Raw genomic sequence first — 21,763 nt, 5'->3', positions numbered from 1 at the left:
TTGTAGAGACCATGCGCGCACGGCGCACCGATCGGAACACCCGGCCGGGAAGCGTGACAGCACCAGGACAACTCTCGGACGCCCCCGAGACGGGCGATGCCGACCCGTCGCCGTCGGCCGCCTCCCGGCCCATGGGGTGATCACCCTTTCAGCTCCGCGCGCGTGCGGGCGCCGTCCGTCGGTGGTGCTCTGGGGTGACGCCGGCCGAGAGGAGCATCCGTGCCCGCGACCAAGGCCCCAGGCGCCGGCGGGATGGACGGCAGGGCCAGTGACCTGCTGCTGCGTACCGGGCGGTTCTTCCGGCGCGGTGAGACCTCCGCCGATCTGCGCACCCTCTCCAAGGTGGGCGGGCGCGACGGTGACGTCTTCTACCGGGACCGGTGGAGCCACGACAAGGTCGTGCGCTCCACCCACGGGGTCAACTGCACCGGTTCCTGCCGGTGGAAGGTGTACGTCAAGGACGGCATCATCACCTGGGAGACCCAGGAGACCGACTACCCGAGCGTCGGCCCGGACCGCCCCGAGTACGAGCCCCGCGGCTGCCCGCGCGGGGCCGCCTTCTCCTGGTACACGTACTCGCCGACCCGGGTGCGCTACCCGTACGTCCGCGGCGTGCTGCTGGAGATGTACCGGGAGGCGAAGGCGCGCACCGGCGACCCCGTCACCGCCTGGGCCGACATCCAGGCCGACCCCGAGCGCCGCCGCCGCTACCAGCGGGCGCGCGGCAAGGGCGGACTGGTGCGGGCGAGCTGGGACGAGGCGGTGGAGCTGGCCGCCGCCGCGCACGTCCACACCATCAAGACCCACGGGCCCGACCGCATCGCCGGCTTCTCGCCGATCCCCGCGATGTCGATGGTCTCGCACGCCGCCGGGGCCCGGTTCCACTCGCTCATCGGCGCTCCCATGCTGTCGTTCTACGACTGGTACGCCGATCTGCCGGTCGCCTCCCCGCAGGTCTTCGGCGACCAGACCGACGTCCCCGAGTCGGGGGACTGGTGGGACGCCGCGTACCTGATGATGTGGGGCAGCAACGTCCCGGTCACCCGCACCCCGGACGCGCACTGGATGGCCGAGGCGCGCTACCGCGGCCAGAAGGTCGTCGTCGTGTCCCCGGACTACGCCGACAACACCAAGTTCGCCGACGAGTGGCTGCACCCCCACCCCGGGACCGACGGAGCGCTGGCCCTGGCGATGGGCCATGTCGTGCTCAAGGAGTTCTTCGTCGACCGGCAGGTGCCGTTCTTCACGGACTACGTCCGGCGCTTCACCGACCTGCCGTTCCTGGTCACCCTGCGGGAGCGCGACGACGGGCACGTCCCGGACAAGTTCCTGCGCGCCTCCGACCTCGGCGACGGCGAGGAGGGCGCGGAGTGGAAGACGGTCGTCCTCGACGACGGCACCGGCCGCCCGGAGGTCCCCGGCGGGTCGCTCGGCTTCCGCTGGACGGAGTCCGGCCAGGGCCGGTGGAACCTTGAGCTGGGTGACCTCGAACCCCGGCTCTCCCTGTACGGACAGGACGGAGCCGTTCCCACCGAGGTGCTGCTGCCCCGCTTCGACACCGACGGCGGCCCGCACGGCCAGGGCAGCGGGGAGGTCCGTGCCGCCGGCGTCCCCGCCGTGCGGGTCGGCGGCCACCTGGTGACGACCGTGTACGACCTGCTGCTCGCCCAGTACGGCGTCGGCCGCGCCGGGCTGCCCGGCAGCTGGCCGACGGGGTACGACGACGCCTCCGTCCCCTGCACCCCCGCCTGGCAGGAGGTCCACACGTCGGTCCCGGCCGCGGCGGCCGTCCGTACCGCGCGGGAGTTCGCGGACACCGCCGAGCGGTCCCGGGGCCGCTGCATGATCCTCATGGGCGCCGGCACGAACCACTGGTTCCACTCCGAGACGATCTACCGGGCCTTCCTCGCCCTGCTCCAGCTCACCGGCTGCCAGGGCCGCAACGGCGGCGGCTGGGCGCACTACGTCGGCCAGGAGAAGTGCCGCCCGGTGACCGGCTGGGCCACCCTCGCCGCCGCGTCCGACTGGTCGCGCCCGCCGCGCCAGGCGATCGGCACCGCCTACTGGTTCCTCCACACCGACCAATGGCGCTACGACCACTACCGCGCCGACGTTCTCGCCTCCCCGCTCGGCAGCGGGGCCCTCGCCGGGATGACGGCCGCCGACTGCCTGGCTCAGGCGACCCGTTCGGGATGGATGCCCTCCTACCCGACGTTCGACCGCAACCCGCTCGACCTGTGCGACGAGGCGGGCGACGAGGACCCGGTCGCGTATGCGGTGCGGCAACTCCGCCAAGGAAAACTGGGGTTCGCCGGAGAGGACCCGGACGCACCCGCCAACTGGCCCCGGATCGTGACCCTGTGGCGGGCCAACCTCCTCGGCTCCTCCGCGAAGGGCGCCGAGTACTTCCAGAAGCACCTGCTCGGCACCACCTCCTCGCTCGGCGCCGCGGAGGCCGGGCCCGAGGAGCGGCCGCGCGACGTGCGCTGGCACGAGCAGGCGCCCGAGGGGAAGCTCGACCTGCTGCTGTCGCTGGACTTCCGCATGACGTCCTCCACCCTCATGTCGGACGTCGTCCTGCCGGCCGCGACCTGGTACGAGAAGCACGACCTGTCCAGCACGGACATGCACCCCTACGTGCACTCCTTCACCCCGGCCGTCGACCCGCCCTGGCAGGCCCGCACCGACTTCGCCGCCTTCCACGCGCTCGCCCAGGCCTTCTCCGCGATGGCGGCGAGGCACCTGGGGGTGCGCCGCGACCTCGTCGCCACCGCCCTCCAGCACGACACCCCGGGCGAGACCGCCCAGCCCGGCGGCGTCGCGCGCGACTGGCGGCGCGGCGAGTGCGAGCCCGTACCGGGGAAGACGATGCCCCAACTGACGGTTGTGGTGCGGGACTACAGCGCGATCGGCGAGAAGATGGCCACCCTCGGCCCGCTGGCGGAGAAACTCGGCCTGCCGGTGAAGGGAATCACCTTCGACGTGGCCGAGGAGGTGCGGCATCTCGCCGACCGGCACGGCCTGCGGCTGGCCGGCCCGGCGTTGGGGCGGCCGCTCCTCGACACCGCCGTCAAGGCGGCGAACACCATCCTCACCCTGTCCGGCACCACCAACGGCCACCTCGCCACCCAGGGCTTCCACACCCTGGAGCGCCGCACCGGCCGGCCGATGGCCCACCTCGCCGCCGAGCAGGAGGGCAAGCGCGTCACCTACGCCGACACCCAGGCGGCCCCCGTGCCGGTCATCACCTCCCCGGAGTGGTCGGGCAGCGAGTCGGGCGGACGCCGCTACACCGCCTTCACCCTCAACACCGAGCACGCCAAGCCCTGGCACACCCTCACCGGCCGCCAGCACTTCTTCCTCGACCACGACTGGATCCACGAACTCGGCGAGGCGCTGCCCGTCTACCGGCCGCCGCTGGACATGCGGCGGCTCTTCGGCGACCGGGTCTCCACCGGGGACGACGGACGGGCGGAGGTGACCGTCCGCTACCTCACCCCGCACAGCAAGTGGTCCATCCACTCCGAGTACCAGGACAACCTCCTCATGCTGTCGCTCTCGCGCGGCGGCCAGAACATCTGGATGTCCCCGCAGGACGCCGAGACGATCGGCGTACGCGACAACGACTGGATCGAGGCGGTCAACCGCAACGGCGTCGTCGCGGCCCGCGCGGTCGTCAGCCACCGCATGCCGCGGGGGACGGTGTACATGCACCACGCCCAGGACCGCGTGGTCGGCACTCCCAAGGCGCAGACCACCGGCAGACGCGGCGGCACCCACAACTCCCTCACCCGGCTGCTGCTCAAACCGACCCATCTCATCGGCGGCTACGCGCAGTTGAGCTGGGCGTTCAACTACCTGGGCCCCACGGGCAACCAGCGTGACGAGATCACCGTCATCCGGCGCCGGACCGAGCCGGTGGAGTACTGACATGCGCGTCATGGCACAGATCGCGATGGTGATGAACCTCGACAAGTGCATCGGCTGCCACACCTGCTCCGTCACCTGCAAACAGGCGTGGACGAACCGCGGCGGCATGGAGTACGTGTGGTTCAACAACGTCGAGACCCGCCCCGGGCAGGGATATCCGCGCCGCTACGAGGACCAGGAGACCTGGAAGGGCGGCTGGGAGCTCAACAAGCGCGGCCGGCTGAGGCTGAAGGGCGGCGGCCGCTTCTCGAAGCTGGCCCACATCTTCTCCAACCCCAAACTGCCCACGATCAACGACTACTACGAGCCGTGGACGTACGAGTACGCCAATCTCGTCGACGCCCCGCTCGGCGACGACATCCCCGTCGCCGCCCCGCGCTCGCTCCTCAGCGGGAAACCCCACGACATCCAGTGGAGCGCCAACTGGGACGACAACCTCGGCGGCGTGAGCGAACACGGCGACCTCGACCCCATGGTCGCCATGGTCCGCGAACAGGCCTCGGAAAAGGTCCGGTTCGCCTTCGAACAGACCTTCATGTTCTATCTTCCGCGGATCTGCGAACACTGCCTCAACCCGTCCTGCGTCGCCTCCTGCCCGTCCGGCGCGATGTACAAGCGGCAGGAGGACGGCATCGTCCTCGTCGACCAGGACCAGTGCCGGGGCTGGCGCATGTGCGTCACCGGCTGCCCGTACAAGAAGGTCTACTTCAACCACCGCACCGGCAAGGCCGAGAAGTGCACCCTGTGCTACCCGCGCCTCGAAGTCGGCCTGCCCACCGTCTGTTCCGAGACCTGCGTCGGACGGCTGCGCTACCTCGGCGTCATGCTCTACGACGCCGACAAGGTGCTGGAAGCGGCCTCCGCCCCGGACGACACCGACCTCTACGAAGCCCAACTCGGCGTGTTCCTGGACCCCGAGGACCCCGCCGTACGCCGGGAGGCCGAGCGCGCGGGCATCGCCCAGGACTGGATCGACGCGGCCCGCCGCTCACCCGTCCACGCCCTCATCAGCAGGTACAAGGTGGCGCTGCCGCTCCATCCGGAGTACCGCACCATGCCGATGGTCTGGTACATCCCGCCGCTCTCCCCGGTCGTCGAGGCCCTCACCGAGACCGGGTTCGACGGCGAGGACGCCGGCAACCTCTTCGGCGCGATCGACACCCTGCGCATCCCCCTGGAGTACCTCGCCGAACTGTTCACCGCGGGCGACACCGCTCCCGTACGCGCCTCGCTGGAGAAGCTCGCCGCCATGCGCGGCGCGATGCGCCCCGGACTGCTCGCCGGAGACCCCTCGGGACCGGCCCCGGTGGACGAGGGGATCGCCCGCTCGGTCGGCCTGTCCGGGGACGAGATGTACGCGCTGTACCGGCTGCTGGCCCTGGCCAAGTACGACGAGCGGTACGTGATCCCCACCGCCGCCGTCGGCGACGCGCGCCGCCTGGAGGAGTCCGTCCTGCCCGACGGGTGCAGCCTCGACTACGAGGGCGGTCCCGGCATGGGCGGCGGCACAGGCGGCTCGGGCCCCTACGGCGAAGGGTCCGGCGGGCCACCGCCGATGTCCGTGGAGAACTTCCACGTCCTGCGCGACCGGCAGACCGCCGACGCGCCCGCCGACCCCGCCCGCAGCCGCGTCAACCTCCTCAACTGGGACGGCCGGGGCCACCCCGCCGGACTGTTCCCCGACAGGAACCCCAAGCCCGGCCACCCCGAAAGCGACTCCCACCCACCCGAGAACAACGACGACGAGGAGGAGAGATGACCACCCCGCACGCCGTCGTCCACGCGGCGGTCGCCCGCTGCCTGGTCTACCCCGACGGAGAGTTCCACGCCGGGCTGAGCGTCCTGCGCGCCGCCCTGGACGAACGACCCGGCCCGGGGAGAAGGGAGTTGCGCGCCTTCATCGACCACGCGGGCGGGACGGACCCCGACCGGCTCCGGCAGGAGTACGTCCGGACCTTCGACTTCTCGGGCCGCCGCTGTCTGTACCTCACCTGGTGGACCGACGGCGACACCCGTCGCCGTGGCGGGTCCCTGGTGCGCTTCAAGGAGACCTACCGGGAGCACGGCTGGGAGTACGCGGACACCGGCGAACTCCCCGACTTCCTCCCGGCCGTCTGCGAGTTCTGCGCCCTGACCGGCACCGACACCCTCCTGCGCGAGCACCGCCCGGCGCTGGAACTGCTGCGCCTCGCCCTCGTCGAGGCCGACTCGCCCTGGGCCGGCGTCCTCGAGGCCCTCGTCGCCACCCTTCCCGGCGCGTCCCCGCGCGACCGCTCCACCGCCCGGGCCATGGCCCGCAACGGGCCGCCGCGCGAGGACGTCGGGCTCGCCCCCTACGGCACCCCGCTCCTGGAGGTCGTCAGCCGATGAGCCTCGCCGACAGCATCCTGTGGACAGCGATGCCGTACGTCACGATCGTCCTGCTCGTCGGCGGGATCGTCTGGCGGTACCGCTACGACAAGTTCGGCTGGACCACCCGCTCCTCGCAGCTCTACGAGTCCAGGCTGCTGCGGATCGCGTCCCCGGTGTTCCACTACGGCATCCTCTTCGTCCTCGCCGGCCACCTCGTCGGACTGTTCGTCCCGGACTCCTGGACCAGCGCGCTCGGGGTGAGCGAGTCCGTGTACCACTACCTCTCCCTCTACACGGGCACACTCGCGGGCCTCGCCACCGTCGCCGGCATCGCGCTGCTCATCTACCGCCGCCGCACCAACGGGCCGGTCTTCCTCGCCACCACCCGCAACGACAAACTCATGTACGTCGTACTGCTCGCCGCGATCCTGCTGGGCATGATCGCCAAGCTCACGCACGCGGGCGGTCACGGCTACGACTACCGCACCACGATCTCCCCCTGGCTGCGCAGCGTCTTCACCCTGCACCCCGACTACGCGCGGATGAACGGCGTGCCGGTCACCTACCAGATCCACATCGTCGTCGGGTGCGCGCTCATCGCCCTCGTCCCCTACACCCGGCTGATCCACATGTTCAGTGCCCCCGTGCCCTACCTCTTCCGCCCCTACATCGTGTACCGCAGCCGTGAACGCGGTCAGCTCGGCACCCGTTCCGAGCGGCCCGGATGGGAGCGCGTGCAGTGACCTCCCGGACGACCCAGAGCACTCGGACCTCCCAGAGCCCCGCGGTGCCCGGCGCCGCCTACCGCAACCTCGTCGTCGCCACGATCGGGTTCGCCATCTCCTTCTGGGCGTGGAACCTCATCTCACCGCTCGCCAGCAGCTTCGGCACCAAGCTCTCGCTGACCTCGGTCCAGCAGTCGCTGATGGTCGCCGTGCCGGTGCTCGTCGGTTCGATCGGCCGGGTGCCCGTCGGCGCGCTCACCGACCGCTTCGGCGCGAAGATCATGTTCCCGCTCGTCACGGCGCTGACCATCGTGCCGGTGCTGCTGCTGATCGTCGTGAAGGACTCCTACGCGGGCCTGCTCGTCGTCGGATTCTTCCTCGGCATGGCCGGCACGACCTTCGCGATCGGCGTCCCGCTCGTCAACTCCTGGTTCCCGCCCGCGCGTCGTGGCTTCGCCGTCGGCGTCTTCGGCGCGGGCATGGGCGGTGTGGCGCTCTCCGGCTACTTCACCCCCCGCATCTACAAGCACGGTGAGAACCTGCCGTTCGTGGTGCTGGCCATCGCCCTGGCCGTCATGGCCGTGGCGGAGTACTTCCTCCTCTCCGACCACCCCGAACGCGTGGTCCCCACCACCTCGCTCGGGAAGCGACTGGCCGACGCCGGTCGCCTGCGGGTCACCTGGGAGCTCGCGGCCCTGTACGCGATCGGATTCGGCGGCATCGTCGCGTTCGGCGTCTACCTGCCCACCTACCTCAAGACCTGGTACGGCCTGTCGCCCACCGACGCCGGCACTCGGGCCGCCGGTTTCGCGCTCATCACCGTGATCTTCCGCCCGATCGGCGGCTGGCTCTCCGACCGCACCCACCCGGCCGTCGTCACCTCCTGGGCGCTCGGCATCGTGGGGCTCATGGCGGTGCTCCAGGCCTTCGAGCCTCAACTCGTCCCGGGCGGAACGGTCTTCCTCCTGGTGATGGCGGCCGGCCTCGGCACCACCAGCGGCAGCGTCTTCGCGATGGTCGCGCGGGTCACCCCGCCACCGAAGGTCGGCAGCGTCACCGGCATCGTCGGCGCGATGGGCGGACTCGGCGGCTTCCTCCCACCCCTGGTCATGGGCGCCGTCTACAGCGCCAAGGGCTCCTACGCCATCGGCTTCATGCTGCTCTCCGACCTGGCCCTGGCCGGCTGCGTCTACGCCTACGGCCGCATGCGCGACGCGGACCGCGACCGCACGGCACAGGGGGCCGCCTGAGCCTGGAGACCTCCGGAAAGGGCGCCGCCCCCTGCCGGAACCCCGCGCACGCGGGTCGGGCAGGGGCGGCGCCTTTCCGGTGAGCGCGGGAGTGTTCAGCCGGGGACCGCTGCACCGGTCGAGAGCACCGCGCGGACGGTCTTGCCGCTGGGCGGGTGGGGGACGCAGTCCCAGTGGTCGGCGAGGGCGGTGACGAGTGCCAGGCCGCGCCCGCCGGGACGCAACGCACCGGAGTCGGCGGCGCTTGTCGCGATCCTCGGTCGGAGACTTCCCCGGGCGTCGCTGACCTCCACGCGCAGTCGGCCGGCCGACGGGTCGAAGACCAGCGTGAGCCTGAAGCAGCGGCCCGCCACACGACCGTGGAGCACGGCGTTGGCGGCGAGCTCCGCGACGACGACTTCCGCACGCTCCGTGAGGGAATCCGGAGCGCCCCAGGACCGCAGTTCGGTGACACCGAGCAGCCGGGCGAGCCTGGCCCCGCGCCGGGTGGACGACAGCAGCTGAGTGAAGGTGACCGTCGGGGCCGCCAGTGGGGGAGCGGGTTGGTTCATGGCGTCAGAGTGGCGCTTCGAGGCGGCCGGAGGCGAGCCTCGCACCCCGTACGGTGAGTGAGCGTACGTACGCACAAGGTGGACGGTACGCACATCCGGCCGTCACGCTGAGTGCCGTACGTGTGCGGGCCCGCGGGCCGGAGAGGGGTGGCGGATGGGCATCGTCGAAACGGAGGCGGGCGCGGGCCTCGGCGCTCGTGCGGTTTCGGTGGGGGAGGGGGAGCGGGAGCCCCACCCGTCGGACAGTCTGCGTACGTTCGGCGCGGTGGTGCAGGCGTTGCGCGAGCACGCCGGTCTCAGCCGGGGCGACCTCGCGGCCGTCGTCCGGTACTCCAAGCACACCGTCGAGTCGGTGGAGTTGGGCCGCCGGATGCCGGACGAGGCGTTCGTCGAGCGCGCGGAGCAGGCCCTGGGCAACACGGGCGCGCTACGGAGGGTCGCCCGCCATCTCAGCAGGGGTGAGGTGGGGCTCGCGGCGTGGTTCCGGCGCTGGGCGCGGCTGGAGCGGGAGGCGGTGGGCCTGTGTACGTACGAGTGCCGACTGGTGCCGGGGTTGTTGCAGTCGGAGGCGTACGCCAGGGCGGTGTTCGAGGGCACGATCCCGCTGCGGACGGACGCGGAACTGGAGGCGCAGCTCGCCGCCCGGATGGAACGGCAGACGATGATGCGCGAACGGCCGACCGTGCCGTTCAGCTTCATCGTCGAGGAGCACGTGTTCCGGAGGCGATTCGGGGATGCGGAGGCCATGCGCGGGCTGGTGGACCATGTGCTGGAAAGGAGCGCACCGCGCAATGTGACGCTTCAAGTGGTGCCGCTGGAGGCGGGGTTGCATGCGTGCCTGGACGGTCCGGTGCGGATCTTGGAGACTGCGGCGGGACAGCGACTCGGGTACTCCGAAGGGCAGAAGAACGGACGGCTGATCTTCGACGTGAAAGAGGTGAGTGCGCTCTGCCAACGCTATGAAACACTGCGCTCGCAGGCCCTGAGTCCCAGTGAATCCCGGGCCTTGCTGGAGCAACTCAGAGGAGAGCTATGAGCGGCAGCGCGACAGAACTCGCCTGGTTCAAGTCCAGCTACAGCGGCAGTGAGGGCGACGACTGCGTGGAGATCGCGATCGCCGAACAGGCCGTTCACGTACGGGACTCCAAGGATCTGGCCCGCCCGCCGTTCGCCGTGGGCCGCGAGGGCTGGGCGCCCTTCGTGAGGTTCGTGTCGGGAGTCCTGGGGGCGTAACCGAGCGGAGCACGGTCGATGAGGCGGTCGCCGAGGCCGGGTGTCGACTTCGGTGAGATGCCATGTCCCGACCGGTGATCACACCGGTCGGGACATCGCTTGCAGATCCGATCTCAACCAGACGCGATCAGTCGATGTCCGTACCCCGGGACGGCCCATGAGAGGTGACCGGACGACACCGGGTCAGTTCACACAGCCCGCGAACTCGCGCTGTTGGACGTCGGGCCGTGGCCATCCTCGGGCCGCACATCCCAGCAAGGCAGCGCGTTCGGCGTGTCGGCGTCCGCTCAGCGAACCCACAGCTCCCAGTCTTCCCCGCTCGGGTTCCAGCGGCACCGGTACTCCCTGTAGTACTCCCCGAGGCCGGACTGGCCCTCATCCATGCACCACTGGTACTCGCGAAAACCCCCGGCCAGGTAAAAGCCATTAGGGTCGGTGGGACCGACGCGGACGCGGAGCCCGCGGTCAGCGGCCGCTGATGACGAGCCTTCCGGATGCCGACGCCGGCGTCGACGCTCGCGGGTTGTTGTCCCGCTTTCGCGTCGATTTCTACGACTGCCCATATGCCCGTGCCGACGGGATGGAGCGTCAGGCGGAAGCGACCTCTATGTCGCCGCCCCTTGCCGTGACCTCGGGTCATGTATGTCAGGCTGTGCGAGCCGGCGTCGCTCCTGTCGCACGGCCATGGGCAACCGGTCGAATACGCCTGCGCCGTGATAGCTGAGTGTGATGGTGGGGCTGTCGTCAGCGAGGGCGGCCCAGGCCACTCGAGGATCGCGTGGAGCCGTACGATCACGGGACGCGGGCTGGGAATTCGCGGAGGCCACGCCGTGCACAGCAGGTTCCGCAGGCCGGTAGGCGACTTCCCACGCGCCGGCCTGACGTGGGCCAGGAACCGGGGGGAAGCTCGGACGGACAGGTGCGTGCGGTGCTGACGTCCGCTTGTTCTCGTTGCTCGAAACCACGATCGTCACCCCGACGATGATGAGTACGAGCCCGGGCAGGGTTGTGGGGTGCACGCTCTGTCCCATCAGCCACCAAGCGGTGATCGCGGCGACGGGTGTTTCCAGCAGGAGCAGGACGCTCATGGTCGTCGCCGATGTCCTGCCCAGGGCGAAGTTCATGGCTCCGAGTCCCAGAAGCTGCGGAAGGGCCAGCAGGCCGAGCAAGGACAGGTGGGTCGAGGCATCGAATCCTGTGAGGGGAGTGCCCACCATCTGGCAGATGACGAACAGTTCCAACCCGCAAACCAATGAGCAGACCGTCGAATACATGGGTGTACTCATGTCCGACCGCGCCTTGTGGCTCAGGGCCGTGTAGGCGGCTTGCGCCACAGCCCCGGCGACGGCGAGCAGGTCCCCCGTCAAAGCGGTGCCACCGGACTTGATGTCCAGACCGGCGGCCGCGGCGGCTCCGACCACGGCAAGGGAGAGGCCCGCCCAGGTTCTCCTGCCGGCTCGAACGCCCTGGGCCGCCGCGATGAGCGCCTGCCAGACGGGCTGCGTGGCGACGAGTGCTGTCGACATGGCGACAGTGGTGAGCCGTGTACTGGTCATGAAGGCCGCGAAATGAAGGGCGAGCGCGGTAGCCGCGAGTGAACCTACACCCAGAGGCTTCCACTGCTCACGACGCAGCAGACCGCGTCGGCCGCGGACGACACCGGCCACTTCACGTCGGCGCAGCAGCAGCAGGAAGATTCCAAGAGTGGCGAAGCCGAGGGCGTTGCGCCAGAAGGCCATGGCGAGAGGCGAAGCGGTGGCGGACGCGGTCAGCGGAGCCGTGGCCGAGATCGAGACGACGGCGACCCCCATCGCCGCCACGGTCAGCGGATCGATCTTGGACTTCACGCCGTATCACCGCCGTCGGTTCCGCCGAAGCGCCTGTCAGGCGGGTGAGAACAGGTTTCAGCGTCCGGCGACAGCAGGGCCGTTGGCAATCTGCGACGGGTATTCATACTGATGTGCCCCTGGGGTACGAACCGGGCCGGCCGAGACTCACGTCTGACGGACTCGGTAGTGCGTCACGCTTCGGGGCCGCCACCGACACTCCCCATGATCAAGGCGCCTGTAGGCAACCGAGGCGGGGGCGTCGGCGCGGCTGGACTTTCCGGCGGGACGGTGGATGGTGCCCCGCGCCCACACAACGGGACAGGCCGTCGAGCGGTTCAGAAGCTCTGCTGACGCCGGCCCGCCTACGGAAGCCGAAGTCCTGGCGACTGTTACGACGCGCTCGATGTTCAACCCGGCGCATCGGCGCCGTCGTCCAGGCCGTCCACACACTCCTGGCCTGCGACTGTTCAGAATCAAAGAGGCTCAGTGAACCGACCTGAACCCGGCCACGTTCTGAGAGACGGTGGTTCAGCCCTGCCGGCAACCTCGATCCTATCGTTCACTCCCGCCCTGTCGGAGCAGAAGAAAGGCACACCAGTGACCACACCTTGGGAAGGCGACGACCATTCGGATGTCGAAGGCTATACATCGGATGCCAGTGGTGCCTCCTTCGAGGAAGAAGAGGCTCCGGAATTGATCGCTGCAACGCTTCAGAGCGTGCCCGGACGATCAGTCACGCCAACTCCGCAGATGACGGCAGGATTCGGTAGCTCCAAATACGGCCCTCGTCCTCAGGATATACAGGTGGCCCGTACCGGACCGGCCGCTGGCGCCACACTCCAGTATAGAAAAGATATGGAACCACTGTGGCGTTGGGACAGCAGGGGGCCCGACGTCATCTTCGAGGAGGGATTCAGGCCTCACAATAATCTGGCGCCCAGCAGTCTTCAGCACTATCAGAATACACATCAGGAAACTGCGCTGGTCAGCTTGACCCGTGACCCTGATCCAGATTCCTCGCGGCCAGATTGGGCGGTCGACGAGAACGGACGTTCTTACCGATACCTCTCCTTCCCGCCGGGGGGCTACGATTTCGTCTCCACCCTGCAGACGGCCAGCCTCCCAAGTCAGGATGAGGTTGCGTCATGGAAAGGGGTAAGGCCGGAATACGTTGCCAGGGTTGATGTATTTGAATTTGACCGGACTGACGAAATAGTCGGTACCCGGGATCATGAAATGGCCTTGCCGGAGGTCAAGGAGGAATTGGCGCAGTTTGACCAAAGGGAGGCTCGACGGGCCGCAGAAGAAGAATCATTCGATCGATATGGCGGGCAAGGAATGGAGTATCAAGATAATGAGGTGGCGGAGCACGCTATAGGAACACTGCCCTACCAGGGGTCGGAATACCAGCAGTACCAGGGGTATCAGGTCCCCCACTACCAGGGGTACCAGGTCCCTCACTACCAGGGGTATTCAGAGAACTCCGCCGTCGGCCAGTACGCTCAGGTCGCGGTCGCCCAGTACGCTCCGGTGCAGTACAGCAATTGGTCTCCACCGCAGCCGCAGAGCACTCCCGGAAACTCCTCGTATGCCCACTCACCTCAGACCGGCAATTCTGCTGGCCAGGGGCGGGCCAGACGCGGGCGTTGAGCTTGATCCCACACCTCCAGAACGGCCACATGGGCAGGTAATGCCCCGGTCCCCTACCTTCTGCGCCCGGAGCTCAGTGGGTACCGCGAGCGCATCCGATTGAACCGTTGGGGCCGTGGGGCCGTTGTGTCGGCGCAGAGACTCGCAGTCCGGCTCTCCCGAGGGGCGATGGACCGAGGACCGTCGGACCGGCTCAAGAAGCCAAGGCTCGACGCGGCCCGGCACCGCCTAACAGAAGAAAGGGAAGTGGAAGAATTGGATCCCGATAACCCAGGGGACAACCAGAGTTACGGCTCGTCGCAGGCCGTCCCCACCATGCAGTTTTTGGATTACGACGAGCTGGTGACTGATCCCTCGTTGGCGTCCCGACATGCAGGGCTCGAAGAGAGAAGCCGGGCGCTCGACGAACTGACAAACCGGAACAGAAGCGCCGGCTTTGACACAGCCGCCCCGTGGGACTCTGTGAGTCAACACCTGTTCGGTCAGGCGCAGACCGCACTGCAGCAGTACAGACTGAATTACCCGCAGTATGAAGCTGCATTGAGTGTGAGCGACCAGATGATCCCGTCGGCACAGCAGGACAGGGTCAACGGCAGACCCATGGATTGGTACGCCCAGCACAGTCGCGCAATCCTTGAGGCTTCCCGCCTGCACTTGGACTTATATGACAGTTATCTGCGTTCTGCAACTGAATACCAGACGTACCTGTCATTCAAGATAGCCGAACTCGGCTCCCAGGACGGTGCTGGTGTGCCGCAGTCCTACGGTGCGCCGGTCCAGCAGCCCCAGACACACACGACCCTTCCCTCTTTCACAGAAGGCTTCGCTGCTGCGCCGGAGTCCTACGGTGCGCAGGTCCAGGGGCTGCAGCCTCCAGCCGCAGGCGGCCCAGGCAGCCGTACACCCGACTCCTCCAGGTCTGCCGGGCCTTCACACCACGGCTCCTCGTCTCAGGGCAGGCCCGCAGGCCGACGAGGAAGAAGGTAAGTGCGCTTGACGCCCGATGACGGGGAATCGGGGCATCAGTAAGCGTTTTCAGATTTGCTGGTCCCGTACCTGACGGTCACCCGGAGCCGTCACCTCGCACATCTCGACGGTCGACCTGCCGGGGCACGACGGAACGCCGTGGCCGGCGGGTCTCCTTCTCCTTGGCGCAGGCGCGGTGGCGCAGGCCCGATCCCGCCGTCCCCCTCGAAGCGCGGGGGGACGGCGGGATCGGTCGACCGGTCGGCTCAGCCTCAGCAGCCGCCGACCGAGAGGGAGGACACCGCGTTGTCGTAGAGGTACAGCAGTTCCTGCTTCGCGCCCGCCGGGATGCTGTAGGAGTAGCCGTGGTGGTCGGCATCGGTCCAGATGCAGACTCGGCTGTTGCTGAGGTTCCACACCGAGCTGGCCCGATCGTTCCACGCCCAGTCGATGTAGGGGATGTCCACCGGATCGACCGCCAGCACGTCCCCGGTGTTGTCATGGCCGTCGAAAAGGTAGACCTTGCCGCCTATGTAGCCGTCTTTGGGGTTGGTTGAGCGGACCCACACCTCCCAGGTGCTGCTGCTCGGGTTCCAGCGGCACTGGTACTCCGTGTACCCCTGCCCGAGGCCGGACTGACCCTCATCCATGCACGACTGGTACTGGGGGAAACCACCAGCCAGGTGGAAGCCATCAGGGTCGGTGGGGACCGACGCGGACGCGGAGACCACGGTCAGCGGAATGGTGACTGCCGCGGCAGCGACCACGGCAGCGACACGGGAACGCCATGACTTCATGCATAACTCCTTACAGACTGAGCCGGACCGAACCGGCCGCCGGCTCTGTGCGACGTACACAAGCACGACGGCAACCACCCCTTGAGGGTTCAAGGCAAACGTGGAGATTCCGTGATTGCGGACCGGCAGGCAGCCGGCCCTCGGCCCGCCCCGCACCCTGCTCGCACTGCCGGCGGGTCGGGCTGAACCGCGCCCCGGTCGCATCCGTCGTGCCTGCGTAGGCAGCACCTGGTCCACCGATCCGGCGCAAGCGCGATCCGAAGGGCACGCTTCATGCGCAGACGCTCGCTTCTGCTCATTCTGATGATGGTCCTCGTCGGCGCGACGACCACCACCATCGTCCTCAACCGGCACGACACCGCACGCATCGACGGTGCACCGGCCGCCGCCGTGGAGGGCACCAGCCACACTCTCACCCTGCGAAACAGCACCGACAGCCGAATCTGGATCGGCAGCAACGTCAACGCGGACGGCTCTGCCGCGCTGACCGGGCTTCCGGTCCTCGACCCGGGCCAGTCCGCCACGATCACGATGCCCGAGCACCAGGGCGCCGGGCACTGGCGCGGCACGTTCTTCGCCCGGCAGGGTTGTTCCGGTGAGGACGGCAGCACCTTCCACTGCGCGGTAGGGGATTGCGGCCCCTACGCCGACCACTGCTCCACAGGACAGCAGCCCACGAGTCTGGCCGAGTTCAACTTCGACTCCGCCGACGCGCTCGCACCCTGGTACGACGTGAGCTACGTCGACGCCGTGTCGACCGCCGTCACCATCACCCCCGACGCCATGACACCGCCCGCGTCCGGGGAGTGCGCGGCGGCGGGCTGCGCGGTGGACCTGCTGGCGTCCTGTCCGCCCGAGGACCTGACGAAGGACCCGGCCTCGGGTGGACCGCTGGTCTGCGTCAACCCGAACCGGGACGCCAAGACCCCCTACAGTGACGCGATCAACCAGAAGTGCCCCACCGCGTACGCCTGGTCGAAGCAGGACGCGGAGCCCGGCAACCGGACCGTGTACCAGTGCACCAGGTGCAGCGGCCTGACCGTCACCTTCCACGGGACCGGCGTCGCCCCTTCCCCTGCCCCGGCCTCGTCCGTCGGCACCGGCACCACCTACGTCCCCGGTCGCAAGGGCGTCAGCCTCAACCCGTTCGACGGCGCCTCTCAGGCGCTGGCCGACTCGGGCGTCTCCTGGTACTTCAACTGGACCTCGTCGACAGACGGCGTCACCCCGCCGACGGGTGTCGAGTACGTTCCGATGCTCTGGGGCCCCGGGTCGGTCACCGACGGACAACTCGCCGACGCCAAGGAGGAGGGCACCGCACTTCTCGGCTTCAACGAGCCCGACAGCGCCACCCAGGCGAACATGACACCGGAACAGGCGCTGGACCTGTGGCCCAGACTGCAGGACACGGGTCTGCGTCTGGGTGCCCCGGCGGTCTCTTACGGCGCCGATGTCCCCGGCGGTTGGCTGGACCGCTTCATGCAGGGGGCCGCTCAGCGCGGCTTGCGCGTCGACTTCGTCCCGCTGCACTGGTACGGCGCTGATTTCGGTCCGGACGCGGCCGGCCAGTTGCACGACTACATCAAGCGAGTGCATGACCGATACCACAAGCCGGTCTGGCTGACCGAGTACGGTCTGATCGACTTCTCGCAGGGCACCCCCCGTTACCCCAGCCCTCAGCAGGAGGCCGACTTCATCGAGGCTTCGACGCAGATGCTGGACGACCTCGACTACCTGGAGCGTTACGCCTGGTTCACGCTGTCCACGCGGACCGGCCCGACCGGCCTGTACGACGGCACGACCGCGAACACCGCGGGCCAGGCCTACCGCCGGGCTCACTGAAGGGACAGCAGCCTCTTCTCGATGTTCACGGCGTCCGGATGATTGAACTCGGCGAAGATCGCCAGGGCCTGCCGCCATGTCGCCCCTGCCACCTCGGGCGTACCGACAGCCAGTTGGACGTCGCCGAGGTGGCCCAGGGTGTGTCCCTCCCCCCACCGGTTGCCCAGTTCCCGGTGGACCGCGAGCGCCTGCAGGTAGTACCGGACCGCGTGGTCGTGGGCACCCAGCCTGTAGTGGACCGTGCCGAGCACGTCGAGAGTGACACCCTCGACCCAGCGGTTGCCGCTGTCGCGCAGGACGACAAGAGCCCGTTCGAGACAGCGGGCGGCCTCTTCGAAACGGCCGAGCCGCTGGTAGGCATCCCCGAGGTTGCTCAAGGCGATGCCCTCGCTCCAGATGTTGTCGGTGGCCCGGTTGAGCGCGAGCGACCGGCGGATGTACTCGACGGCCTTGTCGAGCCGCCCTGTCTGAAGGTAAGCGTCGCCGAGGTTGCCCACCACCTTCCGCCTGCCGTCCGTGTCCCCGATTTCCCGGCAGGCGGTCATCGCTCGGTGCAGATGGTCGACGGCTTCGTCGTGGCGGCCCGCGCAGCGCAGCGCCGCGGCCCTGTCGATGAGGGCCTGCGCCTCGCCCTGACGGTCGTGAGCATCGCGCGCGGCGGACAGGCCTGTGAGGCAGGTGTCGAGCCAGTCCTCCAGGTGGCTGCGCAAGTAGAAGAACCCCCACAGGACAGCGGGCAGTCGCCAGGCAATGTCCGCATGGTCGAACACGGCCGCCTGGTGGACCGCGCCGACCAGGTTGGACCGCTCGGTCTCACACCAGTTCAGGGCCTCGCCATGGGTCGTGAACGACAGCGGCCGGCAGAAGGCCGGCGGCGGTTCGAGGGGGACCCGGCGGCGGCCCGGGGTGAGCAGCGGGTAGGCGGCATCGGCCGTGTACAGATACCAGGACAGCAGCCGATGGACTGCCGGCTCACGCTCTTGAGACGTCTCCTCTGCTGCGACTCGTTCGGTGGCGTAGACGCGCAGCAGGTCGTGCAGGGTGTAACGGCCGGGGAAGTGCTCGGTGAGCAGGTGGGCACGGGTCAGTTCGAGAAGCGGGGCGCGGACCTCCCGTGGGGCGATCCCGGCGAGAGCGGCCGCTGCGGGCGCGGAGACGTCCGGGCCGCCGTGCAGTCCCAGCAGTCGGAACATCCGCGCGGCCGGCGCGGACAGAGCCTTGTAGGAGGTGGAGAAGACGGCCCGTACGTCGGTGGTGATGTCGTCCCCGGCGAAGACGTCGAGGCTGTCGTGGCTGTCCCGCAGTTCCGCGGCGATGGCGCTGAGCGGAAAGTCGGGATGGGTGGCGGCGCGCGCGGCGACAACGGCGAGAGCCAGGGGCAGCGCGCCGCACCGGGTCACGATTTCGTCCACCGCGGCCGGCTCCTCGGTCAGCCGCTCGGCGCCGAGCCGGCGCGTCAGGAACTCCCGTGCCTCGACGGGCGTCAACTGAGTCAGCGTCAGCGGATGTGCTCCCTCACCGACGACCAGACCGGTGAGCTGGCTGCGGCTGGTGACGATGACGAGGCAGCCGGGGGAACCGGGCAGCAGCGGGCGGACCTGCTCGCTGTCGCGGGCGTTGTCGAGGAGGATCAGCACCCGCCGTTCGGCCAGCAGACTGCGGTACAACGCGGCCTGGGCCTCGAGACCGGCGGGCAACTGCTGCGGGGGGACACCGAGAGCGTCGAGAAGGATACGGATGGCCTCCTGCGGAGGCACCACCGAGCCGGTCGGATCGAAGCCCCGCAGGTTGACGCAGAGTTGTCCGTCGGGAAAACGGTCGGCGACCTGGTGGGCGAGGTGGACCGCCAGGGTGGTCTTGCCGACACCGGCCATGCCACCGATCGCACTGATCGTCAGCGTGGTCGGCGTGTTCTCGTCGAACGGCAGCAGGGCGAGAGCGTGCTCCAGTTCGGCACTCCTGCCGGTGAAGGCGGCCAGGTCGGCGGGGAGTTGCGCGGGGCGGGGGGGACCGGCGGACCTGGCGGCAGGACGCCCGACGACGGGGACCTGAAGAGGCTCCTGAGGGGGGATCCTGGACGCACTGTCCTGTGACCGGTCCGGGGCGTCGGCGGAAACGGCGCTCCCGGCCGCTGCCACGGCAGTCGCGTCTTCCGAGGGCTCGGCCTCCACCGAGGCGCCCCACGTGGACGGTGTCCGGTCCCTTGCATCCTGCGTGGGCGACGCACCGGCCATGGGGCCCTGTCCGGTCTCGCGGTGGAACAGTCGGGCGTCGGAGGAAGTGGCAGGAGTCAAGGACGCGTCCGACGCGAGGATTCGCGCGTGCACATCTCGCAGGGACGGGCCGGGTTCCACGCCCAACTCGGTCACCAGGGTGGCGCGCGTCCTTCGATAGGCCTCCAGGGCCTCTGCCTGCCTTCCGGACCGGTAGAAAGCCAGCATGAGCAGCCGGCACAGCTCTTCACGCAAGGGGTGCTCACGGCTCAGCAGCATCAGCTCCCCGATGACCTCGCCGTGACGGCCGAGGCGGACATCGAGGTCCAGGCGCTTCTCCAGCGCGGTCAGCCGTTCCTCTGCCAAGCGGGAGCGCTCGGCCTCGGCCAGCGGGCCGGGCAGACCGGCCAGTGGCACACCCCGCCACTTGCCGAGAGCCTCGTGCAGCAGCTGCGCGGCGGCGGATTCGTCACCGGCGGCGGACGCGCGCACAGCGTCCGCGATCTGCCGTTCGAACACGGCCAGATCCAGCGTCTCTTCCGGTATCCGGGCCCGGTACCCGCTTCCGACAGAGACGATCGTCCGCGGCGTTCCGACGGAGTCACGGTCGCGTTCCAGGACTTTGCGAAGGCGCGAGACATAAGTGCGCAGAACAGACACAGCGGCCATCGGTGGCTCAGTACCCCATATGGCGTCGATCAGTTCGGCGGGCGTGACGGTCCGTCCCCGGCGCAACAGCAGTGCGGCCAGGACGGCCCGTTGCTGCGGCGAACCAAGATCCAGTTCAAGACCTCCGCGCCAGGCCCGGACCGGTCCCAGTAAGGAGAAACGTACGGCGGTCGAGGTCTCTTCGGTCACCCTCGTGATGCTAGTGACACTCGACGTGACACTGGTGCCGGGGTGCTGAACTGCATCCGTTCAGTGACATCGTGTTACACGAGACGACTGGTGCACGGCGGAACGCCGTGGCCGGCGGGACAGGTCGACCGGCCGGCTCGGCCTCAGCAGCCGCCGACCGAGAGGGAGGACACCGCGTTGTCGTAGAGGTACAGCAGTTCCTGCTTCGCGCCCGCCGGGATGCTGAAGGAGTAGCCGTGGTGGTCGGCATCGGTCCAGATGCAGACTCGACTGTGGCTGCGGTTCCACACCGAGCTGGCCCGATCGTTCCACGCCCAGTCGATGTAGGGGATGTCCACCGGGTCGACCGCCAGCACGTCCCCGGTGTTGTCGTGGCCGTCAAAGAGGTAGACCTTGCCGGCGGGTCGGTTCACGGCGGTGGCGGAGGCGTGCACGGAGGGCTTGGCGGTCACGGTCGCCGTGGCCTTCGGCGGCCTCACCGTCACCGTGGCGTTCGGTGGGCGCACGGTCACGGTGCCGGCCGCCTCGGCGCCGCCGGCATGGGCCTTTTCGGGCTTCGGCTCCTTCTCCGTGTCCGAGGCGCTGGGCGACGGCGACAGGCTCGGCGACGGCGACAGGCTCGGCGACACGGAGACAGTGGGTGACGCCGGCGGACCGTGGTGTGCCGGGGGTCCGCTCAGCTTGTCGCCGGCACCGGCGGCCTCGTTGTGTCCTCGGTCACCGCCCGATCCGCTGCCCAGCAGCACCAGCGGCAGGACGACGGCAGCGGCCACCCCAAGTGCCACCGGACCGACGAGCAGGGGCCGTTGCAGCAGGCCGGGAGCCCGGTACTCGTCGTCCGACTGCCGCGGCGCCGCGCCCGCACCGGCGTCCCCGGAGCGGCGCGGCCCCGACAGGGAGGCGACCCGGGAGGAGAGCGAGGGCAGCGGAGATCGTGAGGGCTCGGGTGGCGGTGGTGAGGGCAGCGACTGGACGAGGTCGTCGTCCGGGCCGTCGTCGAGGTCCTCCAGGCCGTCGGAGTCGACGAAGTCGTCGTCCGTGCTGTCGAGGGCGGCCTCGAACGGGGCGACGTCACCGGAAGACGCGGCCCCGCCGGTCCGGCTGTGCGCCTCGTGGGACTCTGGCGGCCCGGCTTTCGTCATCACCGGTGACGGCGGCGCCGGTGCGGCCTGCCGGAGCTCGACCGGCTCCTCCACCAGCCTGCTGGAGCCGTCGGGTGCCACTTCCACGAATGTCACATGCTCGGTGGCAGGGTCGGAAATAGCCGCGGTGACGGGCGAGTTGCGCCCGCGCGCGTGCCGGTGCAGCGTGTCGAGGACCGCCTCGTCGAGAGACTGCCCACTCGCCGCCCGCACGGGCACCCCGTCGACGGAGGCGGAGCCGTCGGCGTCGATGAACACAGTGAACCCGGGCGCCCGCCCGGCGGCTCCCCCGGCAGACTCCCGGCTGCTCATGTCCACAGGCTCTCCGGGCTCGGCGCGCCGGCCCGACGCGGTGAGGTCGTCCGTTCCTTCGTCCCGGCTCATCCCTGTTCCTTCCCTGCGTTGTGCCTGCCAGCAACAACGGG

Annotated in this window: 14 protein-coding genes and 1 pseudogene; 10 read left to right on the top strand and 5 right to left on the bottom strand. The window is 69.2% G+C overall.

Annotation, left to right across the window (positions count from 1 at the left end):
- The first annotated feature begins 252 nt into the window (after positions 1 to 252).
- The 5 genes from ACZ60B_RS24940 to ACZ60B_RS24920 are packed head-to-tail and all read left to right on the top strand — an operon-like array spanning position 253 to position 8,257.
- Positions 253 to 3,930 (top strand): nitrate reductase subunit alpha, encoded by a 3,678-nt coding sequence (locus ACZ60B_RS24940; RefSeq protein WP_469390574.1) that lies wholly within the window; start codon positions 253 to 255, stop codon positions 3,928 to 3,930.
- Between the two features lies 1 nt (position 3,931).
- Positions 3,932 to 5,689 carry a nitrate reductase subunit beta gene (gene narH / locus ACZ60B_RS24935; protein WP_469390492.1) on the top strand — a complete coding sequence of 586 codons (1,758 nt, stop codon included), beginning with the start codon at positions 3,932 to 3,934 and terminating at the stop codon, positions 5,687 to 5,689.
- Positions 5,686 to 6,300: a nitrate reductase molybdenum cofactor assembly chaperone gene (gene narJ, locus ACZ60B_RS24930; protein ID WP_469390490.1), complete on the top strand. Its 615-nt coding sequence runs from the start codon at positions 5,686 to 5,688 to the stop codon at positions 6,298 to 6,300. The genes narH and narJ overlap by 4 nt, the downstream gene beginning before the upstream one ends.
- A complete protein-coding gene (gene narI, locus ACZ60B_RS24925) occupies positions 6,297 to 7,025 on the top strand; it encodes a respiratory nitrate reductase subunit gamma (protein WP_469390488.1) in 729 nt (242 codons plus the stop codon). The genes narJ and narI overlap by 4 nt, the downstream gene beginning before the upstream one ends.
- Positions 7,022 to 8,257 (top strand): nitrate/nitrite transporter, encoded by a 1,236-nt coding sequence (locus tag ACZ60B_RS24920; RefSeq protein ID WP_469390486.1) that lies wholly within the window; start codon positions 7,022 to 7,024, stop codon positions 8,255 to 8,257. The genes narI and ACZ60B_RS24920 overlap by 4 nt, the downstream gene beginning before the upstream one ends.
- A gap of 95 nt (positions 8,258 to 8,352) precedes the next feature.
- Here the strand turns inward: ACZ60B_RS24920 and ACZ60B_RS24915 are convergent, their stop codons facing one another.
- A complete protein-coding gene (locus ACZ60B_RS24915; RefSeq protein WP_469390484.1) occupies positions 8,353 to 8,808 on the bottom strand; it encodes an ATP-binding protein in 456 nt (151 codons plus the stop codon).
- Between the two features lie 154 nt (positions 8,809 to 8,962).
- Here ACZ60B_RS24915 and ACZ60B_RS24910 point away from each other — a divergent pair, with 154 nt between their 5' ends.
- Positions 8,963 to 9,844 carry a helix-turn-helix domain-containing protein gene (locus ACZ60B_RS24910; RefSeq protein ID WP_469390482.1) on the top strand — a complete coding sequence of 294 codons (882 nt, stop codon included), beginning with the start codon at positions 8,963 to 8,965 and terminating at the stop codon, positions 9,842 to 9,844.
- A complete protein-coding gene (locus ACZ60B_RS24905; protein WP_469390480.1) occupies positions 9,841 to 10,041 on the top strand; it encodes a DUF397 domain-containing protein in 201 nt (66 codons plus the stop codon). Before ACZ60B_RS24910 ends, ACZ60B_RS24905 begins: the two co-directional genes overlap by 4 nt.
- A gap of 605 nt (positions 10,042 to 10,646) precedes the next feature.
- Here ACZ60B_RS24905 and ACZ60B_RS24900 read toward each other — a convergent pair.
- Positions 10,647 to 11,888, bottom strand: a complete 1,242-nt coding sequence (locus tag ACZ60B_RS24900; protein ID WP_469390478.1) for a DMT family transporter — start codon at positions 11,886 to 11,888, stop codon at positions 10,647 to 10,649.
- Positions 11,889 to 12,169: 281 nt separating this feature from the next.
- Between ACZ60B_RS24900 and ACZ60B_RS24895 the strand changes: the two are divergent.
- Positions 12,170 to 12,370 (top strand): annotated as a pseudogene (locus ACZ60B_RS24895) (hypothetical protein); the annotation flags it as partial.
- The gene (locus ACZ60B_RS24890) at positions 12,357 to 13,520 is read left to right on the top strand and encodes a scabin-related ADP-ribosyltransferase (protein ID WP_469390476.1); all 1,164 of its coding nucleotides are present in this window, start codon (positions 12,357 to 12,359) and stop codon (positions 13,518 to 13,520) included. The pseudogene ACZ60B_RS24895 and the gene ACZ60B_RS24890, both read left to right, overlap by 14 nt.
- Positions 13,521 to 14,758: 1,238 nt before the next feature.
- Here the strand turns inward: ACZ60B_RS24890 and ACZ60B_RS24885 are convergent.
- Positions 14,759 to 15,283, bottom strand: coding sequence for a peptidase inhibitor family I36 protein (locus tag ACZ60B_RS24885; RefSeq protein ID WP_469390474.1), 525 nt, complete (start codon positions 15,281 to 15,283; stop codon positions 14,759 to 14,761).
- Positions 15,284 to 15,556: 273 nt separating this feature from the next.
- Here ACZ60B_RS24885 and ACZ60B_RS24880 point away from each other — a divergent pair, with 273 nt between their 5' ends.
- Positions 15,557 to 17,125 (top strand): glycosyl hydrolase, encoded by a 1,569-nt coding sequence (locus tag ACZ60B_RS24880; protein WP_469390472.1) that lies wholly within the window; start codon positions 15,557 to 15,559, stop codon positions 17,123 to 17,125.
- Here the strand turns inward: ACZ60B_RS24880 and ACZ60B_RS24875 are convergent.
- A complete protein-coding gene (locus tag ACZ60B_RS24875) occupies positions 17,119 to 20,196 on the bottom strand; it encodes an AfsR/SARP family transcriptional regulator (protein WP_469390470.1) in 3,078 nt (1,025 codons plus the stop codon). The two genes, ACZ60B_RS24880 and ACZ60B_RS24875, sit on opposite strands and share 7 nt — an antisense overlap.
- A 143-nt stretch (positions 20,197 to 20,339) precedes the next feature.
- A complete protein-coding gene (locus tag ACZ60B_RS24870) occupies positions 20,340 to 21,722 on the bottom strand; it encodes a peptidase inhibitor family I36 protein (protein ID WP_469390468.1) in 1,383 nt (460 codons plus the stop codon).
- Positions 21,723 to 21,763: the final 41 nt, after the last annotated feature.

Source organism: Streptomyces sp. NPDC104096 (assembly GCF_055584385.1).
Note: the sequence above shows the minus strand (reverse complement) of the source record. Positions and strands in the feature narration are given on the sequence as shown.

Excerpts from the sequence above, each read along its gene's own strand:
- ACZ60B_RS24940 (WP_469390574.1), top strand. The coding sequence starts at position 253 with ATGGACGGCAGGGCCAGTGACCTGCTGCTGCGTACCGGGCGGTTCTTC.
- narH (WP_469390492.1), top strand. The coding sequence starts at position 3,932 with ATGCGCGTCATGGCACAGATCGCGATGGTGATGAACCTCGACAAGTGC.
- narJ (WP_469390490.1), top strand. The coding sequence starts at position 5,686 with ATGACCACCCCGCACGCCGTCGTCCACGCGGCGGTCGCCCGCTGCCTG.
- narI (WP_469390488.1), top strand. The coding sequence starts at position 6,297 with ATGAGCCTCGCCGACAGCATCCTGTGGACAGCGATGCCGTACGTCACG.
- ACZ60B_RS24915 (WP_469390484.1), bottom strand. The coding sequence starts at position 8,808 with ATGAACCAACCCGCTCCCCCACTGGCGGCCCCGACGGTCACCTTCACT.
- ACZ60B_RS24910 (WP_469390482.1), top strand. The coding sequence starts at position 8,963 with ATGGGCATCGTCGAAACGGAGGCGGGCGCGGGCCTCGGCGCTCGTGCG.
- ACZ60B_RS24905 (WP_469390480.1), top strand. The coding sequence starts at position 9,841 with ATGAGCGGCAGCGCGACAGAACTCGCCTGGTTCAAGTCCAGCTACAGC.
- ACZ60B_RS24885 (WP_469390474.1), bottom strand. The coding sequence starts at position 15,283 with ATGAAGTCATGGCGTTCCCGTGTCGCTGCCGTGGTCGCTGCCGCGGCA.
- ACZ60B_RS24880 (WP_469390472.1), top strand. The coding sequence starts at position 15,557 with ATGCGCAGACGCTCGCTTCTGCTCATTCTGATGATGGTCCTCGTCGGC.
- ACZ60B_RS24870 (WP_469390468.1), bottom strand. The coding sequence starts at position 21,722 with ATGAGCCGGGACGAAGGAACGGACGACCTCACCGCGTCGGGCCGGCGC.